At 57.8% G+C, this 22,076-nt stretch carries 31 protein-coding genes and 1 tRNA gene; 17 read left to right on the plus strand and 15 right to left on the minus strand.

All coding sequences use genetic code 11. The features are described 5' to 3' along the window. Window positions 1-541: 541 nt before the first annotated feature. Window positions 542-970, minus strand: coding sequence for an archaeal heat shock protein Hsp14 (hsp14, locus tag WKI84_RS05480; RefSeq protein ID WP_337862523.1), 429 nt, complete (start codon window positions 968-970; stop codon window positions 542-544). Window positions 971-987: 17 nt separating this feature from the next. On the opposite strand from hsp14, the gene WKI84_RS05485 reads away from it, so the two are divergent. Next, complete coding sequence (locus WKI84_RS05485; RefSeq protein ID WP_337862524.1) at window positions 988-1,194, plus strand: zinc finger domain-containing protein; 207 nt, start codon at window positions 988-990, stop codon at window positions 1,192-1,194. A 5-nt stretch (window positions 1,195-1,199) separates the two neighbouring features. Here the strand turns inward: WKI84_RS05485 and WKI84_RS05490 are convergent, their stop codons facing one another. Further along, window positions 1,200-1,877 (minus strand): hypothetical protein, encoded by a 678-nt coding sequence (locus tag WKI84_RS05490; RefSeq protein WP_337862525.1) that lies wholly within the window; start codon window positions 1,875-1,877, stop codon window positions 1,200-1,202. Between the two features lie 138 nt (window positions 1,878-2,015). Between WKI84_RS05490 and tmk the strand changes: the two genes are divergently transcribed. Genes tmk through pyrH form a run of 3 tightly spaced genes read left to right on the plus strand, consistent with a single transcriptional unit; the run spans window position 2,016 to window position 4,688 of the window. After that, window positions 2,016-2,633 carry a dTMP kinase gene (gene tmk, locus WKI84_RS05495; protein ID WP_337862526.1) on the plus strand — a complete coding sequence of 206 codons (618 nt, stop codon included), beginning with the start codon at window positions 2,016-2,018 and terminating at the stop codon, window positions 2,631-2,633. Between the two features lie 29 nt (window positions 2,634-2,662). Then, on the plus strand, window positions 2,663-3,949 hold the full coding sequence (locus tag WKI84_RS05500; RefSeq protein ID WP_337862527.1) for an HD domain-containing protein: 1,287 nt from the start codon (window positions 2,663-2,665) through the stop codon (window positions 3,947-3,949). Next, window positions 3,933-4,688: a UMP kinase gene (gene pyrH / locus WKI84_RS05505; RefSeq protein ID WP_337862528.1), complete on the plus strand. Its 756-nt coding sequence runs from the start codon at window positions 3,933-3,935 to the stop codon at window positions 4,686-4,688. The genes WKI84_RS05500 and pyrH overlap by 17 nt, the downstream gene beginning before the upstream one ends. Before the next feature lie 14 nt (window positions 4,689-4,702). Here pyrH and WKI84_RS05510 read toward each other — a convergent pair whose 3' ends face one another. Further along, window positions 4,703-5,026 (minus strand): hypothetical protein, encoded by a 324-nt coding sequence (locus WKI84_RS05510; RefSeq protein WP_337862529.1) that lies wholly within the window; start codon window positions 5,024-5,026, stop codon window positions 4,703-4,705. 111 nt (window positions 5,027-5,137) lie between these two features. On the opposite strand from WKI84_RS05510, the gene WKI84_RS05515 reads away from it, so the two are divergent. The 3 genes from WKI84_RS05515 to WKI84_RS05525 all read left to right on the plus strand — a co-directional run bounded on the left by WKI84_RS05515 (window position 5,138) and on the right by WKI84_RS05525 (window position 6,830). After that, on the plus strand, window positions 5,138-5,722 hold the full coding sequence (locus tag WKI84_RS05515) for a hypothetical protein (RefSeq protein WP_337862530.1): 585 nt from the start codon (window positions 5,138-5,140) through the stop codon (window positions 5,720-5,722). Window positions 5,723-5,885: 163 nt separating this feature from the next. Further along, window positions 5,886-6,386 carry a cupredoxin domain-containing protein gene (locus WKI84_RS05520; RefSeq protein WP_337862531.1) on the plus strand — a complete coding sequence of 167 codons (501 nt, stop codon included), beginning with the start codon at window positions 5,886-5,888 and terminating at the stop codon, window positions 6,384-6,386. 30 nt (window positions 6,387-6,416) lie between these two features. Further along, window positions 6,417-6,830 carry a hypothetical protein gene (locus tag WKI84_RS05525; RefSeq protein ID WP_337862532.1) on the plus strand — a complete coding sequence of 138 codons (414 nt, stop codon included), beginning with the start codon at window positions 6,417-6,419 and terminating at the stop codon, window positions 6,828-6,830. Here the strand turns inward: WKI84_RS05525 and WKI84_RS05530 are convergent. Together WKI84_RS05530 and WKI84_RS05535 are read right to left on the minus strand one after the other, a co-directional pair. Further along, on the minus strand, window positions 6,816-7,178 hold the full coding sequence (locus WKI84_RS05530; protein WP_337862533.1) for a winged helix-turn-helix domain-containing protein: 363 nt from the start codon (window positions 7,176-7,178) through the stop codon (window positions 6,816-6,818). The genes WKI84_RS05525 and WKI84_RS05530 overlap by 15 nt on opposite strands. A 34-nt stretch (window positions 7,179-7,212) precedes the next feature. Then, window positions 7,213-7,404, minus strand: a complete 192-nt coding sequence (locus WKI84_RS05535; protein WP_337862534.1) for a hypothetical protein — start codon at window positions 7,402-7,404, stop codon at window positions 7,213-7,215. A gap of 176 nt (window positions 7,405-7,580) precedes the next feature. On the opposite strand from WKI84_RS05535, the gene WKI84_RS05540 reads away from it, so the two are divergent. Further along, window positions 7,581-7,721 (plus strand): hypothetical protein, encoded by a 141-nt coding sequence (locus WKI84_RS05540; protein ID WP_337862535.1) that lies wholly within the window; start codon window positions 7,581-7,583, stop codon window positions 7,719-7,721. A 43-nt stretch (window positions 7,722-7,764) separates the two neighbouring features. Here WKI84_RS05540 and WKI84_RS05545 read toward each other — a convergent pair whose 3' ends face one another. Further along, window positions 7,765-8,436: a hypothetical protein gene (locus WKI84_RS05545; protein ID WP_337862536.1), complete on the minus strand. Its 672-nt coding sequence runs from the start codon at window positions 8,434-8,436 to the stop codon at window positions 7,765-7,767. Between the two features lie 63 nt (window positions 8,437-8,499). After that, complete coding sequence (locus WKI84_RS05550) at window positions 8,500-9,840, minus strand: trypsin-like peptidase domain-containing protein (protein ID WP_337862537.1); 1,341 nt, start codon at window positions 9,838-9,840, stop codon at window positions 8,500-8,502. A 123-nt stretch (window positions 9,841-9,963) separates the two neighbouring features. On the opposite strand from WKI84_RS05550, the gene WKI84_RS05555 reads away from it, so the two are divergent. Together WKI84_RS05555 and WKI84_RS05560 are read left to right on the plus strand one after the other, a co-directional pair. After that, window positions 9,964-10,215: a hypothetical protein gene (locus WKI84_RS05555; RefSeq protein WP_337862538.1), complete on the plus strand. Its 252-nt coding sequence runs from the start codon at window positions 9,964-9,966 to the stop codon at window positions 10,213-10,215. A gap of 275 nt (window positions 10,216-10,490) precedes the next feature. Next, window positions 10,491-12,017 (plus strand): AarF/ABC1/UbiB kinase family protein, encoded by a 1,527-nt coding sequence (locus WKI84_RS05560; protein WP_337862539.1) that lies wholly within the window; start codon window positions 10,491-10,493, stop codon window positions 12,015-12,017. Between the two features lie 12 nt (window positions 12,018-12,029). Here WKI84_RS05560 and WKI84_RS05565 read toward each other — a convergent pair whose 3' ends face one another. Together WKI84_RS05565 and WKI84_RS05570 are read right to left on the minus strand one after the other, a co-directional pair. Continuing rightward, window positions 12,030-12,476: an Hsp20/alpha crystallin family protein gene (locus tag WKI84_RS05565; protein WP_337862588.1), complete on the minus strand. Its 447-nt coding sequence runs from the start codon at window positions 12,474-12,476 to the stop codon at window positions 12,030-12,032. Between the two features lie 115 nt (window positions 12,477-12,591). After that, entirely contained in the window at window positions 12,592-13,026 is a 435-nt protein-coding gene (locus WKI84_RS05570; protein WP_337862540.1) for a hypothetical protein, read from the minus strand. Window positions 13,027-13,113: 87 nt separating this feature from the next. On the opposite strand from WKI84_RS05570, the gene WKI84_RS05575 reads away from it, so the two are divergent. Continuing rightward, complete coding sequence (locus WKI84_RS05575; protein WP_337862541.1) at window positions 13,114-13,713, plus strand: NUDIX hydrolase; 600 nt, start codon at window positions 13,114-13,116, stop codon at window positions 13,711-13,713. Here WKI84_RS05575 and WKI84_RS05580 read toward each other — a convergent pair. The 3 genes from WKI84_RS05580 to WKI84_RS05590 form a co-directional block, all read right to left on the minus strand. Continuing rightward, window positions 13,695-14,684: a phosphosulfolactate synthase gene (locus tag WKI84_RS05580; RefSeq protein WP_337862542.1), complete on the minus strand. Its 990-nt coding sequence runs from the start codon at window positions 14,682-14,684 to the stop codon at window positions 13,695-13,697. The two genes, WKI84_RS05575 and WKI84_RS05580, sit on opposite strands and share 19 nt — an antisense overlap. Before the next feature lie 75 nt (window positions 14,685-14,759). Further along, a complete protein-coding gene (locus WKI84_RS05585; RefSeq protein WP_337862543.1) occupies window positions 14,760-15,182 on the minus strand; it encodes a hypothetical protein in 423 nt (140 codons plus the stop codon). A 242-nt stretch (window positions 15,183-15,424) separates the two neighbouring features. After that, window positions 15,425-15,634 carry a hypothetical protein gene (locus WKI84_RS05590; RefSeq protein WP_337862544.1) on the minus strand — a complete coding sequence of 70 codons (210 nt, stop codon included), beginning with the start codon at window positions 15,632-15,634 and terminating at the stop codon, window positions 15,425-15,427. Window positions 15,635-15,928: 294 nt separating this feature from the next. Between WKI84_RS05590 and WKI84_RS05595 the strand changes: the two genes are divergently transcribed. The 3 genes from WKI84_RS05595 to WKI84_RS05605 all read left to right on the plus strand — a co-directional run bounded on the left by WKI84_RS05595 (window position 15,929) and on the right by WKI84_RS05605 (window position 18,096). Further along, a complete protein-coding gene (locus tag WKI84_RS05595; protein WP_337862545.1) occupies window positions 15,929-16,984 on the plus strand; it encodes an ABC transporter substrate-binding protein in 1,056 nt (351 codons plus the stop codon). Further along, a complete protein-coding gene (locus tag WKI84_RS05600; RefSeq protein ID WP_337862546.1) occupies window positions 16,981-17,796 on the plus strand; it encodes an ABC transporter permease in 816 nt (271 codons plus the stop codon). The genes WKI84_RS05595 and WKI84_RS05600 overlap by 4 nt, the downstream gene beginning before the upstream one ends. Window positions 17,797-17,910: 114 nt before the next feature. Next, on the plus strand, window positions 17,911-18,096 hold the full coding sequence (locus WKI84_RS05605; protein WP_337862547.1) for a hypothetical protein: 186 nt from the start codon (window positions 17,911-17,913) through the stop codon (window positions 18,094-18,096). Here WKI84_RS05605 and WKI84_RS05610 read toward each other — a convergent pair. Continuing rightward, window positions 18,072-18,401 (minus strand): 4a-hydroxytetrahydrobiopterin dehydratase, encoded by a 330-nt coding sequence (locus WKI84_RS05610; protein ID WP_337862548.1) that lies wholly within the window; start codon window positions 18,399-18,401, stop codon window positions 18,072-18,074. The genes WKI84_RS05605 and WKI84_RS05610 overlap by 25 nt on opposite strands. Before the next feature lie 46 nt (window positions 18,402-18,447). Then, entirely contained in the window at window positions 18,448-20,088 is a 1,641-nt protein-coding gene (locus WKI84_RS05615; RefSeq protein ID WP_337862549.1) for a hypothetical protein, read from the minus strand. Window positions 20,089-20,294: 206 nt separating this feature from the next. Between WKI84_RS05615 and WKI84_RS05620 the strand changes: the two genes are divergently transcribed. The 3 genes from WKI84_RS05620 (at window position 20,295) to WKI84_RS05630 (ending at window position 21,275) form a co-directional block, all read left to right on the plus strand. Continuing rightward, window positions 20,295-20,564 (plus strand): hypothetical protein, encoded by a 270-nt coding sequence (locus WKI84_RS05620; protein ID WP_337862550.1) that lies wholly within the window; start codon window positions 20,295-20,297, stop codon window positions 20,562-20,564. Window positions 20,565-20,646: 82 nt separating this feature from the next. Beyond that, window positions 20,647-20,724: transfer RNA gene (locus tag WKI84_RS05625), tRNA-Val, on the plus strand. A 68-nt stretch (window positions 20,725-20,792) separates the two neighbouring features. Further along, window positions 20,793-21,275, plus strand: coding sequence for a hypothetical protein (locus tag WKI84_RS05630; protein WP_337862551.1), 483 nt, complete (start codon window positions 20,793-20,795; stop codon window positions 21,273-21,275). A gap of 248 nt (window positions 21,276-21,523) precedes the next feature. On the opposite strand, the gene WKI84_RS05635 is transcribed toward WKI84_RS05630, so the two are convergent. Then, the gene (locus WKI84_RS05635; RefSeq protein ID WP_337862552.1) at window positions 21,524-22,048 is read right to left on the minus strand and encodes a hypothetical protein; all 525 of its coding nucleotides are present in this window, start codon (window positions 22,046-22,048) and stop codon (window positions 21,524-21,526) included. Window positions 22,049-22,076: the final 28 nt, after the last annotated feature.

Consider the following 22,076-nt stretch of genomic DNA (forward strand, 5'->3'; position numbering starts at 1 on the left):
AACAACCGGAAACTAGCGGCTAGCAAGACTTCTAAGCAATGCCTTGTCTTACTTTATTGCCTAGGATACTTGTTTTTCAAACATCTGCTTTTCCATGTTGATCACTATGTTCAGACCTGCAACCTCCTCTTCGGTGAGATCTGTCACGATGAGAATGGTGTTTCTGTCATCAACTAATTTTTGGGTGTATGAAATTCCGTTAACTATTTCTGATCTAAAAACAATACAATGAATAGAAAATCGCAGGTAACCCGCCAGGGTCACTGATTCAAAATTGAGCCTACTCCCTGCCCACTCAATTTTGAGTCAAGTGTCCTACCGGAAGGATAGCGGATTTCCTTAACGGAACCCCGCCTTCACAGGAGGGATTATCTGCGAAGCCAAAGTGATTGGGTGAGCAGAGCTGACCAGATATACCCGCTCAGGATCAGGCTGTACAGCAAAAAGGGATGAGCAATGGGACAAAATCTGGTTTAGGAACATTAGCAGGGTTGCAGACTCGCCTATCACAAATCCGTCAGAAAACTTCGGAAAAAGCGGCCTAGGATATTTGGATCGTCGATTTTGTCGGCAGCTTCAACCTGAGGGTCACTACGCCGTTTTCATAGGCAGCCTTGCCTTCCAGCTTGGCGTCATCGTTGGTGAACGTGTACGGCAGAGGGATTGTCTTGTCGATGCGCAGCGGCCTGTGCAATTGATAAGTTGTTACTGCACCCTGCTCGCTCGCTTCGTTCCTCGACGCCCTGATGGAAAGCATGTTCCCTTCCACCGAGAGGAGTATAGAGTCCTTGGCAAAGCCCGGCAGGTCGACAGAGACGACAAGCTCGCCCTGGCGCTCCACTATATCGACGGCAGGCATGACAAACTCGAAAAATTCCCGCGACAGGTTGCCGGCGCCCTTCTTTTTCTCCATCATCGCCTTTCTGTTTTCATTGCTCTTTGTATAAACCCTGCGCCGCTGCGGCGACAAGTAAAAATAGGCCGGAATTGCAAGCACCGGAAGAAAGACAGATGTACGCCGGCTCGTACGACATGCCAAACTGCAACGCCTGCGGCAAGCAGGTGCACCCCGGGGAGCTATCAGAGAGTTTCAGCTGCCCCAAGTGCAAAAAGGCCAGGATATGGCGCTGCGAAGGGTGCAAGGGCAAATCAAAGAAATACAAATGCCCCGAGTGCGGCCACGAAGGCAAGTAATTTTACTAAGAGAGCACTTTGAAAAAGCCCCGCACCTGGTCCTTCTCGTCAGGCTGCAGGCCGACAAAAGCCTCGATGAGCTGGCGCTCGACTGCTATCTGCTTTCCTATCACGGCGCGCAGCTTTTTGCTGTCAAGGGGCGCGATGCTGTCTATCTCGCCCGTGCTGTACGCGTAGATATACTCGCTTATCACCTTGGCTACAAAGAGCGGCGCGCTCTCTATCAGGAGCAAAAGCCCTTCCTTCATGGCCCTGCACGGCGCGTCTGTGGAAGGGAGCGACGACACGTACGATTTCAGTATGCCCATACGCCTGTCGCCCAGCTCTTCGATGGAGGAGGCCACGAGCAGCCCCGTGTCGGTGAGCTCGTAGAACGGCACACCTTCCAGCTGCAAAGCCTTTGGCCCGCGCCTGAGCGGGAGCCGGCCCCCCTCCTTGACCACGCCGGCGGGTATGAGCACCTCGTCCAGGTCGCGGAAAATGCCCGAGTAAATGTTCTGCCACAGGATGCCGTGCTGCTCCGCAATGGCGTGCGCTATCGAGGTGCGGGTGCGAAGTTCGGGGCTCTGCTCAAGCGCTAGGTGGGCGATGATGCCGCGCTGCCTCTTGGCCTCGCCGGTGAACTTGTTCCGGCGGGTCTTGAAGGTGTCAAATATTGCAATGTTTGACTTGGCGTCTTTCAACCAGCGCAGAGCTCCTACAGGCTCTTAGCAAGAGAGTTAATATTTTAATTTGTTGGTTTTTTGCATTAAAATCCTCGGCAAAGGGGGCGGGCAAATCACACAAACCATGCCGGCGCCCAAATTTTCAACAGCTTTTTATTGACGTGCGGCCAGACAAACGGCGGCGTGGCAAGGGGCAAGATAATTGTTATAGAGGGGACCGACAAGGCGGGCAAGACGACCCAGTCCCGGATGCTTCAGGAGGCGCTCAAGGCGCTGGGCAAGATATGCGTGGTCATCGATTTCCCGGATTACACGACGCCGATAGGGATGGAGATAAGGGCGTTTCTCGACGGCAGGCGCGACTATAGCGCAGAGGTCAAGCACCTGCTGTTCTCTGCAAACAGGTGGGAGAAAAAGAAAGAGATAGAGAGCATGATTGAGAATGGCACCATAGTGGTGATGAACCGCTATTACCAGTCGAACCTCGTCTACGGGGTCGCAAACGGCATGGACGAGAGCTGGCTCTTGAAAATAGACAAGGGCCTGCCAAAGGAGGACCTGACCATCGTCCTTCTCGTGAATCCGTCGGTGTCTAAAAACAGGGCCGAGGTGCTGGACGCATTCGAGGGCGACGCCAAGCTGGCGGCGGCGGCGTACAGGAACTATGTCAAATATGCAAAAAAGTTTGGCTGGAAAGTGCTTGACGGCTCCAAGAGCAAGGAGCAGGTGCACCAGGAGATATTAAAGATGGCAAGGAAGCTTCTCAAAGTTTAATTCCGCCCCGCCTCGAATATACACGCAAGATGTCGCTGGACTTTGCAGGCGAGATAACGGACCCCATCCACCGGTACATCAGGTTCTCGCAGGTGGAAAGGGACGTCATCGACTGCCCCGTCTTTCAGCGGCTGAGGCGCATACGCCAGCTTGCAGGCGCGCACCTCGTGTACCCGAGCGCGCAGCACTCGCGCTTTGAGCACTCGCTTGGCGCCATGCACATCGCCGGCCTTGCCGGCGAGAACCTCCTGCTGAAAGGGTACGTGGACAACGCCGAGACAGTGCAGGAGCTGAGGCTGGCGGCGCTCCTGCACGACATCGGGCACGGGCCGTTCTCTCATTTGTTTGAAGAAGTGTTGGAGACCGGCTGCGGCACCTCCCACGAGGAGATGGGCCGGCGCATCATAGCAGAGAGCGAGATAGCCGACATCCTGGAGAGGAACGGCTACAGCGCCGGCCACGTGTCAAAGCTCTCGTTTGGCCAGTCCAAGACCGGCTTTCTGAACGAGATAATCTCGGGCGGCCTGTCGGCAGACATCATGGACTATTTGCCCCGCGACTCGTATTTCACGGGGGCAGAGTACGGCAAGGTGGACTATTACAGGCTGGTCAGCTCGTTCGAAGTTTCTAGGGGCAAACTGGCCCTTGACAGGTCGGCGCTCAACTCGCTTGAGTCGATGCTGATATCCAGGTACGAGATGTTCAAGGCGGTCTACTTCCACAAGACCGTCCGCTCGGCCGAGGTGATGCTACTGGAATCGATGATAGCAGCAGACCAGGCGCTCGGGCTCACCGACACGTCGCTTCCGAACTATTTGTCGCTCACGGACGAGGCGACGCTTGAGAGGCTTGCAAGGGTTGGAGGGACGGCAGAAAAGCTGGCCCGCGACTATTGCGACAGGCGCCTGCTAAAGTGCGTCTATGAAAAGTTCCTGCACGGCCGCGGGGACAGAAAGCGGGTCAAGAGGATGGACAGGAAGGCGCTCTCGGCGCTTGCGGCAGAGATAGCCGACGGGGCGGGAGTCGACGGCAGGTACGTTTTCGTGGACGCCTCGCGCGCGTCGTCGATGCCCCTCACGCCCAGCAAGCAAGAGATGTATTCCGTCCTGGTGGCAGACAAGGGGAGAGTTTACGACCTGCCCGTGTCGGAAATGCCGCTTGTCGACTCGATAGCCGGCTTTTTTGACATGCTCAGGGTTTACACCACCGCAGAGAACAGGGAGAGGGTCGAGCGATCCGTTAAAAAGGTGCTTGGCGATCAGGATTCAATGAAAATGGGAGCGGGGCTGCACCAGGGCTATGGCAGTAGCAGATGATGACGACGACGATAAAAACAACAGCAACAACAGCAGTAGTAGTAGTGGTAGCAAGGGCAGAGTAGTCATCAAGCTTTCCGGCAGGGTCTTCTCGGGCGACTCGGGCGACGAGATCAAGAGATACGCGGCGATGCTGGCAGGGCTCTCTGCAAAGGGCTTGCAGCCGGTCGTGGTGGCAGGCGGCGGCAAAATAGCCCGCCACTATATCGGGATAGCGCGCAGCTTTGGGCTCGATGAAGCATCTTTGGACATCATCGGCATCCAGGTGTCCAGGCTCAACGCCAGGCTGCTTGTGGCGGCGCTTGGCCCGCAAAAAGCGCACGCCGCGATACCGGAGGACCTGGAGCAGGTGACGCACGCAGTCGCCGGAGGGAAAAAAGTGGTGGTGACAGGCGGCCTGCACCCCGGCCAGAGCACGAACGCGACTGCCGCGCTCATTGCCGAAAAGGTGGGCGCAAAGAGGTTTGTCAACGCCACAGACGTTGACGGCATATACGACTCGGACCCGCGCGCAAACAAGGATGCCAGGATGTTTTCTGCGATAACTGCCAAGCAGTGCAGGGAGCTCCTCGGCGGCGAGAACTCGATGGCAGGCGGGTACGACCTGATGGACATAGTCGCCCTCAAGGTGATCGAAAGGTCAAGGATACCCACGGTCGTGGTCAGGTCAGAGCCCTCAGTCGTCAGGGACGCGGCGCTTGGCAAAAAGAACGTGAAAGGCACCAGGATTACGTTCTAAAAGTCCACAAAAGACTAGCTCACGGTCTTGATCTCGCCCCTGTACGCGGCCATGCCGTCGGCCAGCATCCTGGCAAAGATCTCTTCGCCCTGCTGCGCCGGCAGCGGCTTGGACTGCGCCTTGGCGTAGCCGTCTGCGTCGCAGATAAAGAGCATCGCCTCGTCGCCCCGGGTCATCTTGGCGGCAAGCTCTTCCTCCCCGACTGGGTCGAACCCACCGCCTGCTGCGCCCTGCTTTACCGTGTAGGTGAGCATCGCAAAGCCCGTGTAATCAAACAGCCTCATCTGCGCCTTTTGCGCCCTCTGCTTGCCCAGGTGCGCGGCCTTGTGGTACTGCACTGCTATCCTGTCATTTTTTTCTCGACGCAGGTATAAGCATTGTCATCACATGGCGCATGGAAAAAACAATCGACAGATTTAAACGGCGGACAGGGCGCTAGAGCAGCTAACGTGAACAAGCTCGTCTACGCTGCTGCAGGTGGCATCGCAGTTGCGGCAGTCGTGATATTCTTTCTGCTCGGGCCCGGCCTTGCGGCAAGGCCGCCCACTGGCGGCGGGGAGGGCGCGCAACAACAGCAGCAGCAGTCGCAGGCGCCAAAGGTCACGCCGCCTGCGATAGGCATACAGGAGATCAAGGTCGAAAAGGTGGACGACAGGAACGCCACGGTCAAGGTCAAGTTCACGGTCCAGAACCCGAACCAGGCCACGGTCATACTCGAGTCGATACAGTACGAGGTCTTTGTGGACAACAAGGCAGTCACGTCGGGCGGCGTCGGCGAGGTCGCAGAAGGGTTCCTCGGAGGGCAGGCCAACCTGAACCCTGTAGTGCCCGGGGCCACCATTTCGCCCACAGGCCAGAGCAACTCGGTCCGCAGCTCCTCGGTAGCAGACGCGTGGGACAAGATGACCAGCGCGGCTGCCGAGGGCGAGGACAGCATCAGCTACACGGTTGCAGGCAGGTACGCCTACAGGCTTACTGCGGGCAACTTCCAGACGACATTTGAGGAGAAGGACTTTAGCCTGACGTTCCCCTGAGCCGGCTTTTTCCGCAGGTGGTTGACAGGCGGCAACAGCAGGCAGACAGGCAGACAGGCAGCCCCAAGTGCGATGATCCACGCAGAATATGAGAAAAAAGCTGCGCGAGTCGGTTAACCATGTTAATCATCCCCTAAATAGCCACGATGTCGATCAATCACACATGGGAAAAAGGCAGAAACAGCAGGCCTCAAGGGGCTTTAGCAGGAACAGGGTCATTGCGATAGGCGCCATTGCGGCCCTGGTCGCAGGGATAGGCATCGCAGGCTATAACGCTCTGATTCCGTCAAACGGCACGGCGCCCGTCCTGGGGATTGCCGCCAACCACTTTATCAAGGCCATACACACGAGCAAGGGCGGCTACCTGTACGTCAGCCAGTCGTCTGGAGCCGTCAAGGGCCTCCGGGGCAGCGGCGGAGGGTCCGGCGCGGCCAACCCGACATATACCTTTGCCAAGAACGACCTGCAGTCGATCCATTTCATAAACGAGGACATCGAGACGCACTCCAAGCACAACTTTAACATCGACGCCTTCAACGTCCACACCAGAGACCTGGGCTACTTTGAAAGCCAGACTGTGACGTTCCTCCCCGACAAGACAGGCACGTTCGAGTACTATTGCACCATCCACCCGGAGATGAAAGGAAATATAGTGATCGAATGATAAAGCAGGAGAGAGGATGGTTCGGCAGAGATGAGCGGTAAAGAAGGCGGCGATGGCGAGGGCAGCAGCGGTAGCGGAGAGGTCAAGCGAGAGGACATACTCAGCCTGATGGACGACTTTATCGAACAGGTCCAAAGGATCAAGAACATACTCTTTGGCATGTCGCTGTCTGCGATAATACTCGCCCCGCTTGCCATAGCCCTTTCGCTCTACCTGATAATCCACCCTTCGTTCTTTGCCGTGCTAGAGATCGAAAACGAGTTTGGGCTGGTGCTCAGCATACTCCTTGCCTCCGTCATAGCCATCTCTGCGATATGGCTGTTCACGGGGATAAGGCAGTACCGCTCCATGGGCGCGTGGAAGGACAGGTACAAGGAATACTCTTCCAAGAAGGAAGAGATGGACCAAAAGATAGCGTCCCAGTTCGGGCTAGATCAGGATTAACATCATCGTCGCCATCAGGTTGAGCCCCGACCCGCCGCTTTCAGGCTGCTGCCCGTCCTTCCTGCGCGGGAACATCCTTTCGTACGGCTCAAGGATGTTCCTGAAAAACTCGAGCCCTTTCTGCGTCGGGCGGTAAAACGTGACGGTGCGCTTGCCCGACGGCCTTTCGGTCCTCTCAACAAGGCCGTTTGCCTCCAGCTCGTCGAGTATCGGCCGGTGCTTGGTCATGTTCAGGCCGCAAAAGCTGACGAGTGCAGTCTGGTTGAGCTCGCCGTACTCGACCAGCTTTAGTATGATGTCCTTGACTATGTATATCCTATCGCGGTAGGAGGCCGGACTGCCAGACAAGGCAAAGACACGTTGGCTGGCGCATAATATAACTTTAGAATCCCCGTTTGAGCACGAAAACCGCGCCCCTCGCAGGGGCCGCGTTTCGACCCTGCTGCCGCCTGCAGGATGTGAAAGCAAGGACAAGCTCGGCCGCTGCCGCCACCACCAGAATCACGATGCCCGCAGGCTGGGCCTTTCCTCCAGCCCATCCCCTCCGGGATTGACTTTGACATTCGGTTCTCATGCGTACATCTGTCTGCAAGACATAGGAGTTTCAGTTCTGGCCGCAGGGGTTTGCAGCAATGCAGGTGCGATCCTGCCAGCATATACCATCACCGCGTGCAAGCTTTATGATAATATCATGCTGGCGGACATGCAAGACCGATAAGGATAATAACTTTAGCCAGAGACGCTTACCGCATGACTGAACAATTGTTCATGTACGGAGTCACCGTGGGCGTCTTTGCCTTTTTTGTGGGGCTGATCTTTGCTGCAAGGGCAAGGAGGTACAGCCAGGGTTATACGCCGGCAGCGGCCGCCCCGTCAGGTCACGGCGGATAGCCGCGATTTTTCTTTCCCTTCCCTCTCCTCCTCTCTTTCTTTCTCATTTCTTTTTCTTGCTGCTACTGCTGCCGCTACCAAATATCTCGGCGATAAAGTCGCCCGGCTGGTCCTTGATTTTTTCGCGCGCGTAGCAGCGCGTATAGTATTTGCACGTCATGCACAGGTCGGACGGCTCCACTATGGGCGTCTTGCCCTCCTTGAGCAGCGTGGACAGCACGCGGGCCCGCCGCACCACCTCCTCAAACATCCTGTTGTTTCTGGTGATGTCAAACTCGACGGTCTTGCCGTCGGCAGTCATGTAGACGAGGAACCCTTCGCTCTTGTTGAGGGCAAAGAGGCATGCGTTGAGGTACAGCATGTGCCGGGGATGCGGCACCTCCGGTAGCGAGGGCACTATTTCAAAGCGCACGGCAAAGTCGTCACCCACCACCATGTCGGCCTCGGCCTCCAGGATCAGGCTGTCTGCCCTGTACTCGCCCTTGACGTGGCTAAAGCCCTTGCGTATCCCGTGGTCGAGGAGGATCGAGACGCGGGCGGCGTTGTCCGGTGGAAGCGGGTCTTTGCGCTCGTAATAGGCAAGGCGGGTGCAGCGCGACGCCTCAAACGCGTGGATGCGGTCGCTGTTGTCCCGGTCTATCTTGATGTTGATGTCCCCGTACAGCCTATCGAGCGCCTTTTCCACCATGCCGCGCAGGTTGCGGTCTCCAAGCATCCTGTGACAGGGGATGGCAGGCGCGCTATATATTGTTGTGCGCAGAGGGGCAGAGTGTCGCCATCATTGTTGTTGCTGCTGTTGTGGGTCAGGACGCGCCTGGACGGTGGCGACCAGGTCTAGCTGGCGCCCGTTCCTGTCGATCGAGAGGGTCACCTTGTCACCTGCTGACTTGTGCTCTTCAAGGTACGTTATCACGTCCTCGATCCGCTTCACCTTGTGCCCGTCTATTGCCATGATGATGTCGCCGCGCTGTTGCTGCTGTTGCTTGCCTGTATCGCTGCCCCTGCTGCCGCTGCCGCTGTCAGCAGCGGCCTCCGAGCCCAAAAGCCCGGCCTTGTCGGCGGGGCCGCCGGGCACTACCGAGCTGACCAGCACGCCGCCATGGTTCCTCTGCAGGCCCAGCTTGGCAGCCATCTCGGAGTTGATGCTTGCTCCTGCTATGCCGAGCCACGGGTGGCGGTACTCTCCCCTGGCTATGAGGGCAGGCACTATGCGCTTGACGGTGTCTGAAGGCACCGCAAAGCCGACGCCGGCAAAGTCGCCGGTGCTAGACGTTATCGCCGTGTTGACGCCGACCACCTCTCCGCGCATGTTGAGGAGCGGCCCGCCCGAGTTGCCCGGGTTTATCGCGGCGTCCGTCTGGACGACGTTTGGTATGGAAAAGCCGCCCTCGCCGTTTGGCAGGAGCCGGCCAAGCTGGCTCACGATGCCCGATGTCATGGTGTTGCTGAGCCCAAACGGGTTGCCTATTGCCACCACCTGCTCGCCCACCTGCAGCATGGAGGAATTGCCAAGTGGTAGCGGCGAGAACCGCTCTGCCGAGTTATTATTGCTATTGTCGTCGTCGCCTGTTACCTGGATGACTGCAAGGTCGCTGTATGCGTCCCTGCCAAGCACCTTGGCGGGATACGTGTTGCCGTCCACAAACGTGACGTCCACCACCTTGGCACCGTCCACCACGTGGTTGTTGGTGACTATGTGGCCCTCGGCGTCGTACACGAACCCCGAGCCCAGCCTCTTTGACTCACTCTGGAGCGGGCTGCCGTTTATTATGATGTTGTTGTTCACCACAGAGGCTGTGCTGGTTATCTGCACCACAGAGCCCTCCGCCTTTTTAAAGAGCCCGACAAGGTCAGAATTTGATACAAAATGTTGCTGTGAAGATGGAGAAGAGTCTGCAGAGCCGGAAGCGGCCGGCGACGAGACGCTGTGCTCGGGCTTGAGTTCTGTTCCCCCTCCTCCCCCTCCTGCCGTCGCCTTCTGCTGCGCAGCAGAAGAAGCAGTAGTAGTGTTGGCGGCAGCAGCAGGCAGGTATGCCATGGCAGCAGCTGCTCCGGCCAGTGAGCCGACCACCAGGCCGGCTACGAGTAGCGCCATTGCCGACCGCGTTATTATTGCCATAGGCAAAGGCATGTGGTGTCGCAAATAATGCCTTGCGTAACTTTGTTAAGCAAGAGTTTACCTTGTCCTGCCATCAACACCGCCTGGCATGGAAAAAGCAGTGGCGGGAGAGACAACCGGCTGATGGCGTGCAGGGGAATATGCGAAAGGTACAGGGCGACTACGGGCACCTCCAGATACGCAAACGGGCAGAGGAGGTGCCAGGTGTGCGACATCTTTATGGCAGTCAAGGGCACGGCCTGCCCGTGCTGCGGCTACAGGCTGCGCACTAGGCCGAGGGACGGGAGGTACAAGGCCAAGCTGAGAAAGGCGCAGGGCGCGCTGGCGGCAGAGGCAAAACTGCTCGCACTGAGCAGGGCAATAGGCGGCGGCTGAGACCCAATGGAGTGGAAATGCTTGCAGAATGCACAGTTGCATGCGCGCGATGCGTGGTGGCGGCGCAGGCAAGCAGTCTTCTTATATCCGCCGGCATGTCTTAGTATCATTATCATCATCACAACATACAGCACGACGGCGATAGAGAAGAGGATAGTGAGAGGCGGAGGTGGAGCGCCACGGGAGACCCTGCAAAGGAGCAGGTAGCGCTCCAGCACGTCAGGAGCAGGCAGGGCGGCGGGGGCAGGCCCCCTTCGTGGCCCTACATCCTGGGAGTGCTGCTCAGGCTCGTGCCCATAATAATCGACCTGCGGCGCGACCGCAAAAAGTGGGTCAGGACCCAGGGCAAGGGGATCGACGAGGAGGCGTTCCGCCGGCACGCAAGGCGCCTGGTCGCCACCTTTATCTCCCTCGGGCCGTCCTACATAAAGCTCGGCCAGTGGCTGTCCACCAGGGCAGACATGCTCCCGCTGCCGTACCTTGAAGAGCTTGGCAAGCTGCAGGACGACGTGCCGCCGGCCAGCTTTGACAGGGTGAGGCCGATAATAGAGGATGAAATGGGCATGCCGGTGGAGGAGGCGTTTGACTCGTTCAGCCAAAAGCCGCTTTCAGGCGCAAGCCTCGGGCAGGTGTACCTTGCAAAATACCGCGGGAGGGACGTCATTGTCAAGGTCAGCAGGCCGGACGTCGAGGAGATGGTGGAGCGCGACATTTACGCGCTGCAAAAGATCCTGCCGCTTGCCACCCGCTTTATAGACCCGAACCTGCGCTTTTCCGCAGAGGGCATGCTCTCGCAGTTCATCGACACGGTACACGAGGAGATGGACTACAGGGTCGAGGCCAGGAACCTGGAGGCGATAAGGCAGAACCTTGCAGACGACAGCTCGGTGGTGCTCCCGCAGCTGTTCCACGAAAGGACGTCGAGGCACGTGATAACGCTCGAATACCTCCCCGGCATCAAGATAACAGACGTGGCGGCGCTCGACGCGACGGGGATAGACAGGGAGCAGCTTGTGGTCAGGGTCCACAGGCTATTTTTCAAGATGCTCCTCCGCCACGACATCTTCCACGCCGACCCGCACCCGGGCAACATATCTGTCTCGGACAGCGGCGCGATAATACTTTATGACTTTGGCATGGTGGGGAGGCTTGACAACCAGACCAGGCTGAAGCTGGTCCGGCTGTACCTTGCGCTTGTGGAAAAGGACGCGCAGAGGACCGTCAACATGCTCTTTGAGCTCAACACGCTAGAGCCTGGCATCAACAGGTATTTCGTGGAAAAGGCAGTCGACATGAGCATCCAGTCGCTGTACGGCAAGGAGGTCGACAAGATGGAGGTCAAGGCGCTCATGGAGCTTGCCAACAAGACGATGAGCCGGTTCCCCTTCCGCCTGCCAAAGAACCTGGCGCTGTACATGCGCATGGCCTCGATCCTCGAAGGGATCTATCTGCACCACAGAGTAAAGTTCCAGTTCGTAAGGGTGCTGGGCGACCTGCTGCGCGAGGAGGGGCTTGTCACAGAGGCGTACGTCGAGGAGGTGAAATACTCGGTGCAGCGGCTTGCCAAAGGTCTGGGATCTGCGCTGACGGCAGGGCCGGCGCTCCAGCAGATCCTTGCCGAGATACAGGTACAGTCGGAAAGGAACAGCAGGAATGCCGGCGTGGTGGCGGCAAGCATAGTATCGGCGGGGCTGTTTGTCAGCTCGGCCCTCCTGTTCTCCCAGAACCCCGCGGTGGCCGTGGCGCCGCTGGCAGGCGGGATAGCGGCCGCCGCGTGGGCGCTTGTGCGCAAGAGGCGCTGATAGCCACAACAATTAGCTGATAGGGATCTGGTTGCGTGGCCTTGGCCTTTTTATCGAGATGTCGAGGACGCCATCCACATAGGTGGCCTTGGCGTCCGGCTGCTGGCCCTCGTCAAACGCAAACGGCAGCACGACCAGCTTTTTTATCGGCCTTGGCGGCTGCGGGACAGCCATGCCCTCTTCTGCCTTGCGCTGCGCGTCTATCAGGAGCAGGCTCTTTTCGATGCGCACGCTCGTCTTTGCCTTGTCGAGGCCGGGCATGTCTATCCTCACCCTGACGCTGTCGGCATCCTCCGTCACGCGCGCCTCAAAGGCTGGCACGTATCCAAGCCACCTGCCGCTCTTGGACTGCTTTAGGCGCAACAATATCTCGTTAACGATAGGGTTCTTGCCAAGCTCTGCCGCAACGTACTGCATCCAGTCGTCGCACGGGTTATGAGGTCTGCCCTCGTGTGCCATCAAAAGATCTAGGCAGGTTTCCCGTATAAACATTGTCCGGCTTGGATTCTGCCAGGCGCGGCTCTGCGACGCCTCTGCCGTAAAACAGCCACCCTAGAGAAAAAATGCGACCAGGTTAACGCTTTGCCGCCCTGTAAAACACGTTGCCTGCAGCCGAGCCTGCCACGATTGCAGCAAGCGCCGCTTCTGCAAGCGCCCTGCCCCTGCTAATGCTGCCGTCCTTTTTACGCCGCTCGTAGACCTTGGCGCCGACGTGCCGGCCCGCAATGACTGCCGCCATGGCCCCCACGAGGTACTCGGGGGCATCCTCGATGAGGTGACCTACGGGGCTTGTCCGGGGGTCCACCCTGTCCAGGTGGGCCGTGTAATGGCTGCCATAGTCTCGCACGTGGAGGTTCCCGTACCTGTATTGCCTGGCGGCGCCCTTTTTGCCCCCAAGCAGGGTCTCTTGCAGCCCGACCACCGGCCTCACCTCCTTTGGGATGACAATGTTGCCGTCGGCGTCCACAAACTCTGCTGCTGCAGCAGGCATCATTGCTGTTGTCATCATAACAAGCAGGGCAGGCTCGGCTATAAAACTAGCGAAGCCCGGACGAGCGAATCAGTAATTAACCCATGTATCCTGTTTCAAGCCGTATTGCCTTCTCCTGCCAGAAGAAAAAAAGAAGCAGCCGCAATCAGGGTCATTGCAAGCGACAGGCTGTATCAGGGCGCAGTCTCGCTGCGCAGGGACAGGTTCTTGATAAACGGCAGGGTGGTGGAAAAAGAGATAGTGGAGCACCGGCCGTCAGTCGGGATTCTTGCAGTCGTCGATGATAAAGAAGACTCGCTCATACTGGTCGAGCAGTACAGGCGGGCGCCGGACAGGACGCTCCTTGAAATCCCGGCAGGCAAGATAGAGGATGGCGAGACGCCCGGGCAGGCCGCGCTTCGGGAGATGGACGAGGAGATAGGCTACTACCCGGGCAGGCTGCAGCCCTTCCTGAAATGGTATTTGGCCCCCGGCTACGATACAGAGCTCATGCACCTATTTGTGGCGACCGGCCTTGAAAAGATAAAAGAGAAACAGCGCAGCAAGATGGACGACGACGAGAACATTGTCGCACGCAGGGTAAAGCTGTCAAGCGCCGTGAAAAAATGCTTTAACGGCGAGATAATTGACGCAAAGAGCATTGCGGCCATACTTGCCTACTATCATCATCATCGTTATCATCATCATTACAGCCAGTCCGAGTGAACCGGCTGGTACACCTTTTTGCGGGCGTCTTCGAGGCTGTTGCGCTCGATGATGAGGCCCTGCCTCTTCAGGTCGTCGATTGCGGCCTGCACCGTCCTCCTCGGCAGGTGGCTCATCGACATCAGCTCGCCCTGCTCGACGGGGTTCTTGCTGGCCTTTATCAGGTAGTAGATGAACTTGGGGGCCGGCCCGCCTTCGGGGTCCTTGCGTATGTACGACACTCCAAACGCCGACTTGGCCAGAAATCCCCTCCTCTGCGACTCGACCGAAGCGATGGCGTCCTGGTGCACCTCTGCCAGGTTGACGCGCTGCCCAAACTCGGCGATGAGGGCGGACTGCTGCGATTCAAGCGGCGCCTCAAAGATGAACGTGCTTGGAGGATACTCGTTTGTCAGGGCGCCCACCGTGCTCCACCTGACGGCCCCCTTTTCGTCATAGATGCCCACGTTCACGCCCTCGTTTGCCTCGATTACCACCTTTTTCGAGCCGAGCCTGACTGCCTCCCCCACCTTTTTCAGCATGGCGTCGATGTCCAGCTGGTGCCTCGGGTCCTTTTTGCCGACCTTCCAGTGGAACTCAAGCCCCGCCGCGCGGATGGCGTCAGTGATCCTCTTTTTCTTTTCCATCTGCAAGTCGATGCTGCTCTCGCCTATCTCGACCACGTCAAACCCCACCCTGGCAGCCTCCTTGGCGAACCTCTCAAGCGAGTTTTCGACTATGGCAAACTCGGTTATAGTGCTCCCTGTCGACACCTTGACCCCAAAGTCGTGGTAGAACCTGATCTTTTTCTTCAGCCCGTCCTCGGGCGCAAGCAAAGGGAAGGCGCCATAGATCTTGACGATGTCGACAAACGGCGCCAGGATTGCAAAGTTCTCCCGGTCGACGCTCTGCAGCCGGTCTATCGTGCACGTGAGGCCCTCCTTGCGGGGCTTTTTCGAGTCGACCCTGCTCTTTACTAGGCCGTCAAGCAAGATGTGATATATGCAGATTCTGCATATATTTCTAGGTTTGCGCTTACTGTCGAGCTTTCTGAAAGAGCGCGCCCCCTACTTGGCAAGGATCGACCTGAGCTGCTGGTTGTCCGGCAGTAGCGCATCAATGAGCCTTTTTTCCTCCTCCGCAGCAATCTCGCCTGAAGCGTCCAGAGAGTCGATTGCCCTGAGCTTCCAAAAGTTTGCCAAGGCAACGTCCACCGTCGCCTGCATGTTGTACGTGACCCTGCCAAGCGACGTGAGCATGTATTCGCCAGACCTCTTGACCACCAGGCCGGCGCCCACCAGCGTTGCAAGCCGGGAATAGTATTGCTTGCGGGTAAGCCGGGCCTGGTCCTTGAGGCTCTTGCTGCCTATTCCGTTTCTTGCAGCAATGAGCTTGAAGAGCTCCATCGATTTGTCGTTTGCAATGGCATCCAGTACCCTGGCGGTTGTTGTTATTACTGTCGTAGTATGATGTGCACCACTCGTCGTCATGTCTTTCTTTCTGCCGCCCTGTCGTTGGGAGCGGCGCAAATAATAGCAGCGTGTCAGTCAAAGAGTTACAACGCAGCCTGAAAAACAGTGCAGCATCCAGAGACGGGTTTTATCATGCATCTCTGTAGCGCAGTCAAAAATTCCTTCCCTCCTCTGACTGTGACGCGCTGCTCAAAAGAAGACGGACCGGGCCATCGCAAAACATTGCATTGCACGCAATGATGCATACACGGACAGACGAATCAAAAGTGCTGCCAGTCGCAGCCCTCTCCCGGTTCCGTCCTGCCGGGCTCAAGCATCTCGCGGTATGTCTGGCACAGCACAAGCATCTCTGCAAACACCAGCCTCTTTTCGCTCATCACGGCCGCGGCGGCCATTCCAGCACGCAGGTCCCTTTCAAGCATCAGCGTGGCATCCAGCTCAGAAGACCATCCTTTTTCCATCGTCGCCATATCCGGTTATCTCTCTCCACCTCCACCATATCGCCGGTGTGAATAATAGCTGTATGTCGGTAGGAAAGCTACAACGCAGGCATAGTTTTCAGGCTTGACCCTCGCCTGCGATGCACATCTGCATGATGCATGCATGCATGTATGTGCACATAAACGCCCTGCAGGGTCCCCGGGGTAGAAAAGAGGGGGCGGAGTGGGTGGGTAGGTGGGTGGGCGGGGGTGGAAGACGTGGTTGAATGTGCAAAAACTGCGTGCATGTCGTCAATTATATAGCTCGGCGCTTGCAGGTTGCAGGTGGACGCCAGAGTCAAGCTGGGCATCACGGCCGCCCTTGTCGCTTTCGTGATAGGCACTTCGGTGGCGCTGGCCGACCGCCCGCTTGTCGTGTCGAGCAGAGGCGAGCAGGCTTCAGACACGCTGCGCCTGGGGTACTTTCCAAACATCAACCACGCGCAGGCGGTGATAGGGGTCGGAAACGGCGACTACCAGAAGGCGCTTGGGAGCGTCAGGCTCGAGCGGCAGCTGTTCACAGCAGGCCCCGCGGCAGTCGAGGCGCTGTTTGCAGGGAGGATAGACTGCTCGTACGTGGGCCCCAACCCGGCGATAAACGGCTACCTGAAATCCGCCGGCTCGATCAAAGTCGTATCGGGCGTCTCGTCCGGCGGCGCGGTCTTTGTCGTGAGGAACGACGCCGGCATAGACTCGCCTGCCGACCTTGCAGGCAAGAGACTTGCGTCGCCCCAGCTTGGCAACACGCAGGACGTGGCCCTCAGGACGTACCTTTTGGACCACGGCTATGACGTCAAAAAGTCCGGCGGCGACCCCGAGATACAGCCGGCCAAGCCGGCAGACATACTGACGGCGATGATAAAAGGCGACATTGACGGCGCGTGGGTGCCCGAGCCGTGGGGCGCAAGGATAGTGAGGGAGGCCGGCGCGCACATTTTCCTTGACGAGCGGGAGCTGTGGGAGGGAGGCAGGTTTGCCACCTCGCTCATAATATGCAGGTCAGACTATATCGAGGCCAACCCGCAGGCGGTAAAGGGCCTGGTGGGCGCCCACGTCGACAAGACCGTCTGGATAAACAGCCACAAGGAAGAGGCGGTGCAGGCGTTCAACCAGGAGATAGCCAGGCTGCTGGGCTCGCCTTTTGACGAGCGCGACCTGAAAATAGCGCTGACAAGGATGGACTTTACGTACGATCCGCTGCAGGAATCAGTCGCCAAGGTCGCGCACGACGCATACAGGCTCGGGTTCCTGGAAAAGGAGGAGCCGGACCTGTCTGGCATGTTCGACCTTGAGATATTGCAAGACGTGCTTGCAGAAAGGGGGCTTGGGCTGCAGCAATGATGCAAAAGTCGGTCTCTGCGCGCCCGAAGAACGGGGCCCGGGCCACGCTTGACGACCTGGCAAGCATCGCCCTCTTTCTGGCGGCGTTTGGCGCGGCCTGGCAGGTGGTCTACCTGCTTGGCATATTCCCGCCGCAGTCGCTCCCGTCGCCGATATCTGTGGCGCAGTCGTTTGCAGACCTTGCCTCAGAGGGCTCGCTTGGCGCAGGCGTGGCAGTCACCATGGGGAGGCTTGCAGCCGGCTTTGCCATCTCTGTCGCCATCGGGGGCGCAGTCGGGCTTGCCATGGTGCGCTTTCGCGACTTTGGCAAGACGATGAGCTCGTTCTCTGTCGGGCTGCAGTCGTTTCCGAGCATCGCCTGGGTGCCGTTCACCATCCTGCTGATTGGCTTTAACGACTTTGGGATACTGTTTGTGATGGTGGTCAGCTCCGTGTTCTCTGTCATGATGTCCACCTACAGCGGGATACGCAACATACCGCCCATCTACATGCGCGCGGCGCGCAACATGGGCGCGCAAGGCTTTACGCTTTTCAGGTACGTCATGATACCTGCCGCCACCCCCACCCTGATAATCGGCCTGCGCCAGGCGTGGTCGTTTGCCTGGCACGCGCTCGTGGGGGCAGAGATACTGATATCGCTTGTCGGCCTTGGCCACATCCTCAGCGTGGGCAGGGAGCTTTCAAACATGGGCTGGATAATGGCGACCATGATAGTGATATTCGTGATAGGGATGGTGGTCGACAGGGTGATCTTTTTCAAGCTGGAAGAGCGCATCAGGTCGCGCTGGGGCCTCAACCAGCACTCTGACTAGCGACAGAAAACGGCAGAGGGCGCCTCTAGCAGAAGATAATAACGGTTGTGATAAGTGGCGCTTAAACCTGTACATAAAGGCTTTAACATGACTTTGCTTCATATTCCGCCGCAAATGGCAACAGCAGCCCCGTCCAGACTGGCGGCCGCCCGGGACAGGGCGTGGTACTTCGTCATCTGCCCAGGCTGCTACTGGTGCGCCTCCTGCATAAAGTCGCGCTTTATAAAGTCGTGCCCCGCCTGCGGAAGCGCCGAGCTGTCCAGGATGGACGTGTTTTACTGCTCGCCGCTGATGCCTTGACGACTGCCATGATAGATGGCGCTTATCCTGCCTGCCAGCTCGACATCATAGTTTGAGATCTCGTTGCCGATGTCGTGCGTCACAAGGTCTATCGAGACGCGGTTGTACACGTTGAACCACTCGGGGTGGTGGTTCAGCTTTTCTGCCTCAAGGGCCACTCTCGTCATGAAGGCAAACGCGCTGGCAAAGTCCTCAAACTCGAAATCCCGGTGCAGCTTGCCCTTTGCCGACACCTGCCAGCCTTTCAGGCGTGCAAGGGCGCCTTCAAGCTCGGCCCTGCCCAGTTTGCGATAGTCTTCCTGCATATATGCCAGGTGCCCCGTACAGGGTAATTGAGAGGCGCCGCGGCTATTATATTTTGAGGGTGCCTGCCTGCAGCTGCTTGCCAGACCCGTCAAACGTGGTCCACTTGAAGGACTTGACGGCAGTCGGTATGATGAATATCGCGGCCTTGCCGGCCTTGACAGGCTTGCCGCCGCTGCTGCTGGTGTCGCTCCCGTCGGCAGCGGTCGTAAAGGTCACCACCTTGCCCTTGGCGTCCACCTTCCAGCCCTTTGGAGGCTTGATGCTGCTTCCAAGCTTGTCGGTGTCAAACTCGAATGTCACCTTGCTTATCGCCTTGCCGGACTTGCCGTTTACAATCTTGATGCTCGTGCCCTTGCTGGCGCTTATCTTGGCCGTGACCTTGGCGTCTGACGGGCCTGCCGCTGCTGTTGTTGATGAGGAGGATGATGATGGCAACGCAGGCTTGGCCGCCTCGACGTTAATGCCCACCTGCACGGACTCGCTGGATGCGTTTATCTTGTCCACCCTGACGGTGTACGGGCCGGGCTCCTTTAGCATCACGTCCTGCGAAGAGATGCCCTCCGGCGTGGTCACGCCGCCGGCTCGGTAGGCTTCCTTGTTGTCCTTGCCTGCTATGACTATCTCGTAGGTCGCCGCCTGCACCGGCTTGCCGGCCTTGTCGCTTATGCGCACCCCGACAGGAGTGGGGCTTGACGAGAACAGCTTTTCAGGGGTCGTGAGGATGACCTTGAAGCTCTTGGATTCCAGGGTCGTCTGCGAGACCCTGGCCTCGGCCTCCGGCGGGCTCAGCGTGAATGCGGCCCTGTCAGGCGTCAGGTTGCCTGCCTTTATCTGGTCGCGCAGCTCAAACAGGTGGGCCTGCGATATAGTAAAGTGCACTATGGTCTCCTTTTCCCCAAAGTTGTCCACAAACACGGGCGACTCGATGCCGTTCACGGTGCCCCTGAGCGACTCTTTGTCAAAGTCTGAAAGCGCCTTTGGGATGAATATCTCTGTGTGGAGCATGCCTATCTTGTCCACCATGGGCGACGCCCAGTCAAACGGCATCGAGAACCTGATGGTCTTTGTCTTGGCGTCATAGCTTGAATCCTCTATTGTGCCGTAATAGTTCCGGACAGTCACGTCGAGCGTCTTGGAGCCGTCTGGAACCTTGATGACCTCCTCCCTGCCCGGCGTCACCCACACGTCGTACTGGAGCACGGGCTCTACCTGCGTCCTGGTCGTGCCCACTGTGTGCACTTCGACAAACAGGTTGTACAGGCCTGGCTCTGTGAATATCGGGCCCTCGATAGGGACCGGGGCTCCCCGGTTCCATATCCCGCCGTACTGGTACTCGGGCTCGCCCTTGGCGACTGCCGTGTTAGAGCTCTTGGGCGTCACCTTTATGACGAGGTTGCCGTTTGGGTCGTAGAAAAAGCCCTGCCCTCCAAACATCCCTCCCTCCGTGGAGATTGGGATCTCCTTTCCGTCCTTTTTGAAAAATATCCTGTACGTGACTTCCTTGAAATTCTGGTTAGTGTTCTCGTCGAAAAAGCGGGCGGTGATAAAGATGGGCTGCTTGCTGTCTGTCACCACCGGCGGGTCGAGCTTTAGGAAGAGGCTCGCCTTCTTGCCTCCAAGGTCTGCAGCCGGCGGCTGCATGCCGCCGTGCGCGTATGCAAGCGCCGGCGTGGCCACCAAAAGCACTGTCGCAAAAAACCCAAATGCGAAAATCGAAAGAGCCCTCTTGCCCAGAAACATCCGAGAAACAGAAAGCAATTTCAGTATATATTTTTAATCCAGTCCCGCTCTAGAGACTGCGAAATCCGCCGGGGCGCAGGCCGACTTTTTTCCTTGGCGCCTGAAGAGAAACGAAACAGATAAGCCAAGGTGCAGTTTCATGATATATAAATATGAGCAACCAGGAGTCGGCAGAGATCAAGCTTCAGATAAGCTCGATAGGCGCAGTCTACAAGCAGATGATGTCAGCCAGTTTTATGACAACCAGCCCGCCTGTGCCCAGGATGCCAGAGATAGAGCCGGGCTATGTGAGCCTGAATCTCATGCCGCTTGTCGAGGAGCTGAGCCACCAGGGCGCTTCTGTGATAATAAGGAAAGACGACGTCAGGCGCCTTGACCTGATGGTGGGCGACACGGTAACGCTCAAGATAACAAAGCCGTAGGGCTGCCTGCTGCTGGCAGCAAGTTTTGCATGAAAAGCAGGTAGTTTGCAATTTATAAGGCTGTGAAACTTGCAAACCTTGCGGGCATTTGGTCTAGCTCGGTTATGATACCGCTCTTACACAGCGGTGGTCGGGTGTTCAAATCACCCAATGCCCACCACTTTTTTAACGACTGGCATGACAACGCAAGGTTTACATCGTCTGCCTCTGGCGTCAAGTACATATCGCATGGCAGGTACAGGGAGAAGAGAAAGAAAAAGAAAAGCAAGGACGCAGGCCGTTTCTGGCGCCGGCAGCATTGCCGCAAAGATAGGCAGGTTCCAGTCAAACATCAAAAAGAGCTGGTGCGCCTGCGTCGACTCCTCGATACCGGCGTTTTCGATGAGCGAAAAGATAAGGCCCGGCTACGTCGCCGCCAAAAGGCGCGGAGTCAGGATAAGGTACGTCACCGAGATAACCCGGGAGAACCTGCCGCGCTGCAAGGAGCTGATGGAGTTTGCCGAGCTGCGCCACCTTGGGAACGTCAGCGGGAGCTTTGCAGTCAGCGAAAAAGAGTTTGTGGCAGGCATCAGGGGCAAAAACGGGCGGCAGATTGCCAAGCTCGTCTACAGCAGCATGCCAGAGCTGGTAGCGGCCCAGCAAGAGATGTTTGAGACGCTGTGGGCAAACGCGGCGCCGGCACAGGCCCGCATAAGAGAGCTTGAAAGCTGAAATAGTTCGCCTGCTTTTTTTATAAACCGCACACACAGATATGCCAGTCATACAGGTGACGATGAGCCAGGGGAGGACGGTCGAGCAAAAGCGCGAGCTGGTGAAGGTGCTGACGAGGGAGGCGGCGCGCATCCTGAAGACAGAGGAGGCGGCAGTCAGGGTGCTCATATACGAGGTGTCAAAAGAGAACTGGGGCGACGCCGGCCGGCGTGCTCGGCCTCGACATGAAATAATAGCAACAATAATAGCTATTTGCTACGCCTGTCCACTATCACTACCACGACGCCGACTGCCATCACCACGATGCCCGCAATCACCATGCCTACTCCGACTAGCAGGCCGGAGAACATCTCGACATTGGGGCCGCTCTGACCCACGCCCGGCAAGTGTCCAAACAGCACGTCCACCTCGGTCGCCTCGTCGCCTTGGTTTGTGACTGTGAGCCTGTAGCTGCCCTGTACAGTCGCCGGGGCCGTCTGAAAGTTGGCACCGGTGAACGTAGAGTTGATGCCTGGCCTGCCTTCAGGGTCGAGCAGCAACGCGTTGACGGGCGAGTCGTTGCTTGCCGAGATCGCCACTGACAGTGGCCTTGTGATGTCTGTCACTTGCAAAGTGATCGTCTGCGATTCTCCCGGTGCAAGCCGTGTCCCTTCAAGGGAAGAGGTGTCGCGCTCTATCTGCTGCGCTATCGGGACGGCCCACACCGCGGCAAGCACGATCCCCGCGACAAAGACGGCGGCGCCTCCGATTAGCAGATAGTATCCGCGCTTCAAGTGCAGGCATTATTGCGGCTCTCTGGGT

Source organism: Nitrososphaera sp., assembly GCF_037447015.1.
Taxonomy (GTDB): domain Archaea; phylum Thermoproteota; class Nitrososphaeria; order Nitrososphaerales; family Nitrososphaeraceae; genus Nitrososphaera.

Bases quoted from the DNA above. Each gene is read 5' to 3' on its own strand.
- WKI84_RS05610 (WP_337862548.1), bottom strand. From the start codon at position 18,401: ATGCAGGAAGACTATCGCAAACTGGGCAGGGCCGAGCTTGAAGGCGCC.
- WKI84_RS05565 (WP_337862588.1), bottom strand. From the start codon at position 12,476: ATGGCACACGAGGGCAGACCTCATAACCCGTGCGACGACTGGATGCAG.
- WKI84_RS05520 (WP_337862531.1), top strand. From the start codon at position 5,886: ATGGGAAAAAGGCAGAAACAGCAGGCCTCAAGGGGCTTTAGCAGGAAC.
- WKI84_RS05555 (WP_337862538.1), top strand. From the start codon at position 9,964: ATGGCGTGCAGGGGAATATGCGAAAGGTACAGGGCGACTACGGGCACC.
- pyrH (WP_337862528.1), top strand. From the start codon at position 3,933: ATGGCAGTAGCAGATGATGACGACGACGATAAAAACAACAGCAACAAC.
- WKI84_RS05600 (WP_337862546.1), top strand. From the start codon at position 16,981: ATGATGCAAAAGTCGGTCTCTGCGCGCCCGAAGAACGGGGCCCGGGCC.
- WKI84_RS05500 (WP_337862527.1), top strand. From the start codon at position 2,663: ATGTCGCTGGACTTTGCAGGCGAGATAACGGACCCCATCCACCGGTAC.
- WKI84_RS05535 (WP_337862534.1), bottom strand. From the start codon at position 7,404: ATGAGAACCGAATGTCAAAGTCAATCCCGGAGGGGATGGGCTGGAGGA.
- WKI84_RS05590 (WP_337862544.1), bottom strand. From the start codon at position 15,634: ATGGCGACGATGGAAAAAGGATGGTCTTCTGAGCTGGATGCCACGCTG.
- WKI84_RS05620 (WP_337862550.1), top strand. From the start codon at position 20,295: ATGAGCAACCAGGAGTCGGCAGAGATCAAGCTTCAGATAAGCTCGATA.
- WKI84_RS05525 (WP_337862532.1), top strand. From the start codon at position 6,417: ATGAGCGGTAAAGAAGGCGGCGATGGCGAGGGCAGCAGCGGTAGCGGA.
- WKI84_RS05545 (WP_337862536.1), bottom strand. From the start codon at position 8,436: ATGCTTGGAGACCGCAACCTGCGCGGCATGGTGGAAAAGGCGCTCGAT.
- WKI84_RS05570 (WP_337862540.1), bottom strand. From the start codon at position 13,026: ATGATGACAACAGCAATGATGCCTGCTGCAGCAGCAGAGTTTGTGGAC.
- WKI84_RS05630 (WP_337862551.1), top strand. From the start codon at position 20,793: ATGGCAGGTACAGGGAGAAGAGAAAGAAAAAGAAAAGCAAGGACGCAG.
- WKI84_RS05540 (WP_337862535.1), top strand. From the start codon at position 7,581: ATGACTGAACAATTGTTCATGTACGGAGTCACCGTGGGCGTCTTTGCC.
- WKI84_RS05550 (WP_337862537.1), bottom strand. From the start codon at position 9,840: ATGGCAATAATAACGCGGTCGGCAATGGCGCTACTCGTAGCCGGCCTG.
- WKI84_RS05585 (WP_337862543.1), bottom strand. From the start codon at position 15,182: ATGACGACGAGTGGTGCACATCATACTACGACAGTAATAACAACAACC.
- WKI84_RS05605 (WP_337862547.1), top strand. From the start codon at position 17,911: ATGGCAACAGCAGCCCCGTCCAGACTGGCGGCCGCCCGGGACAGGGCG.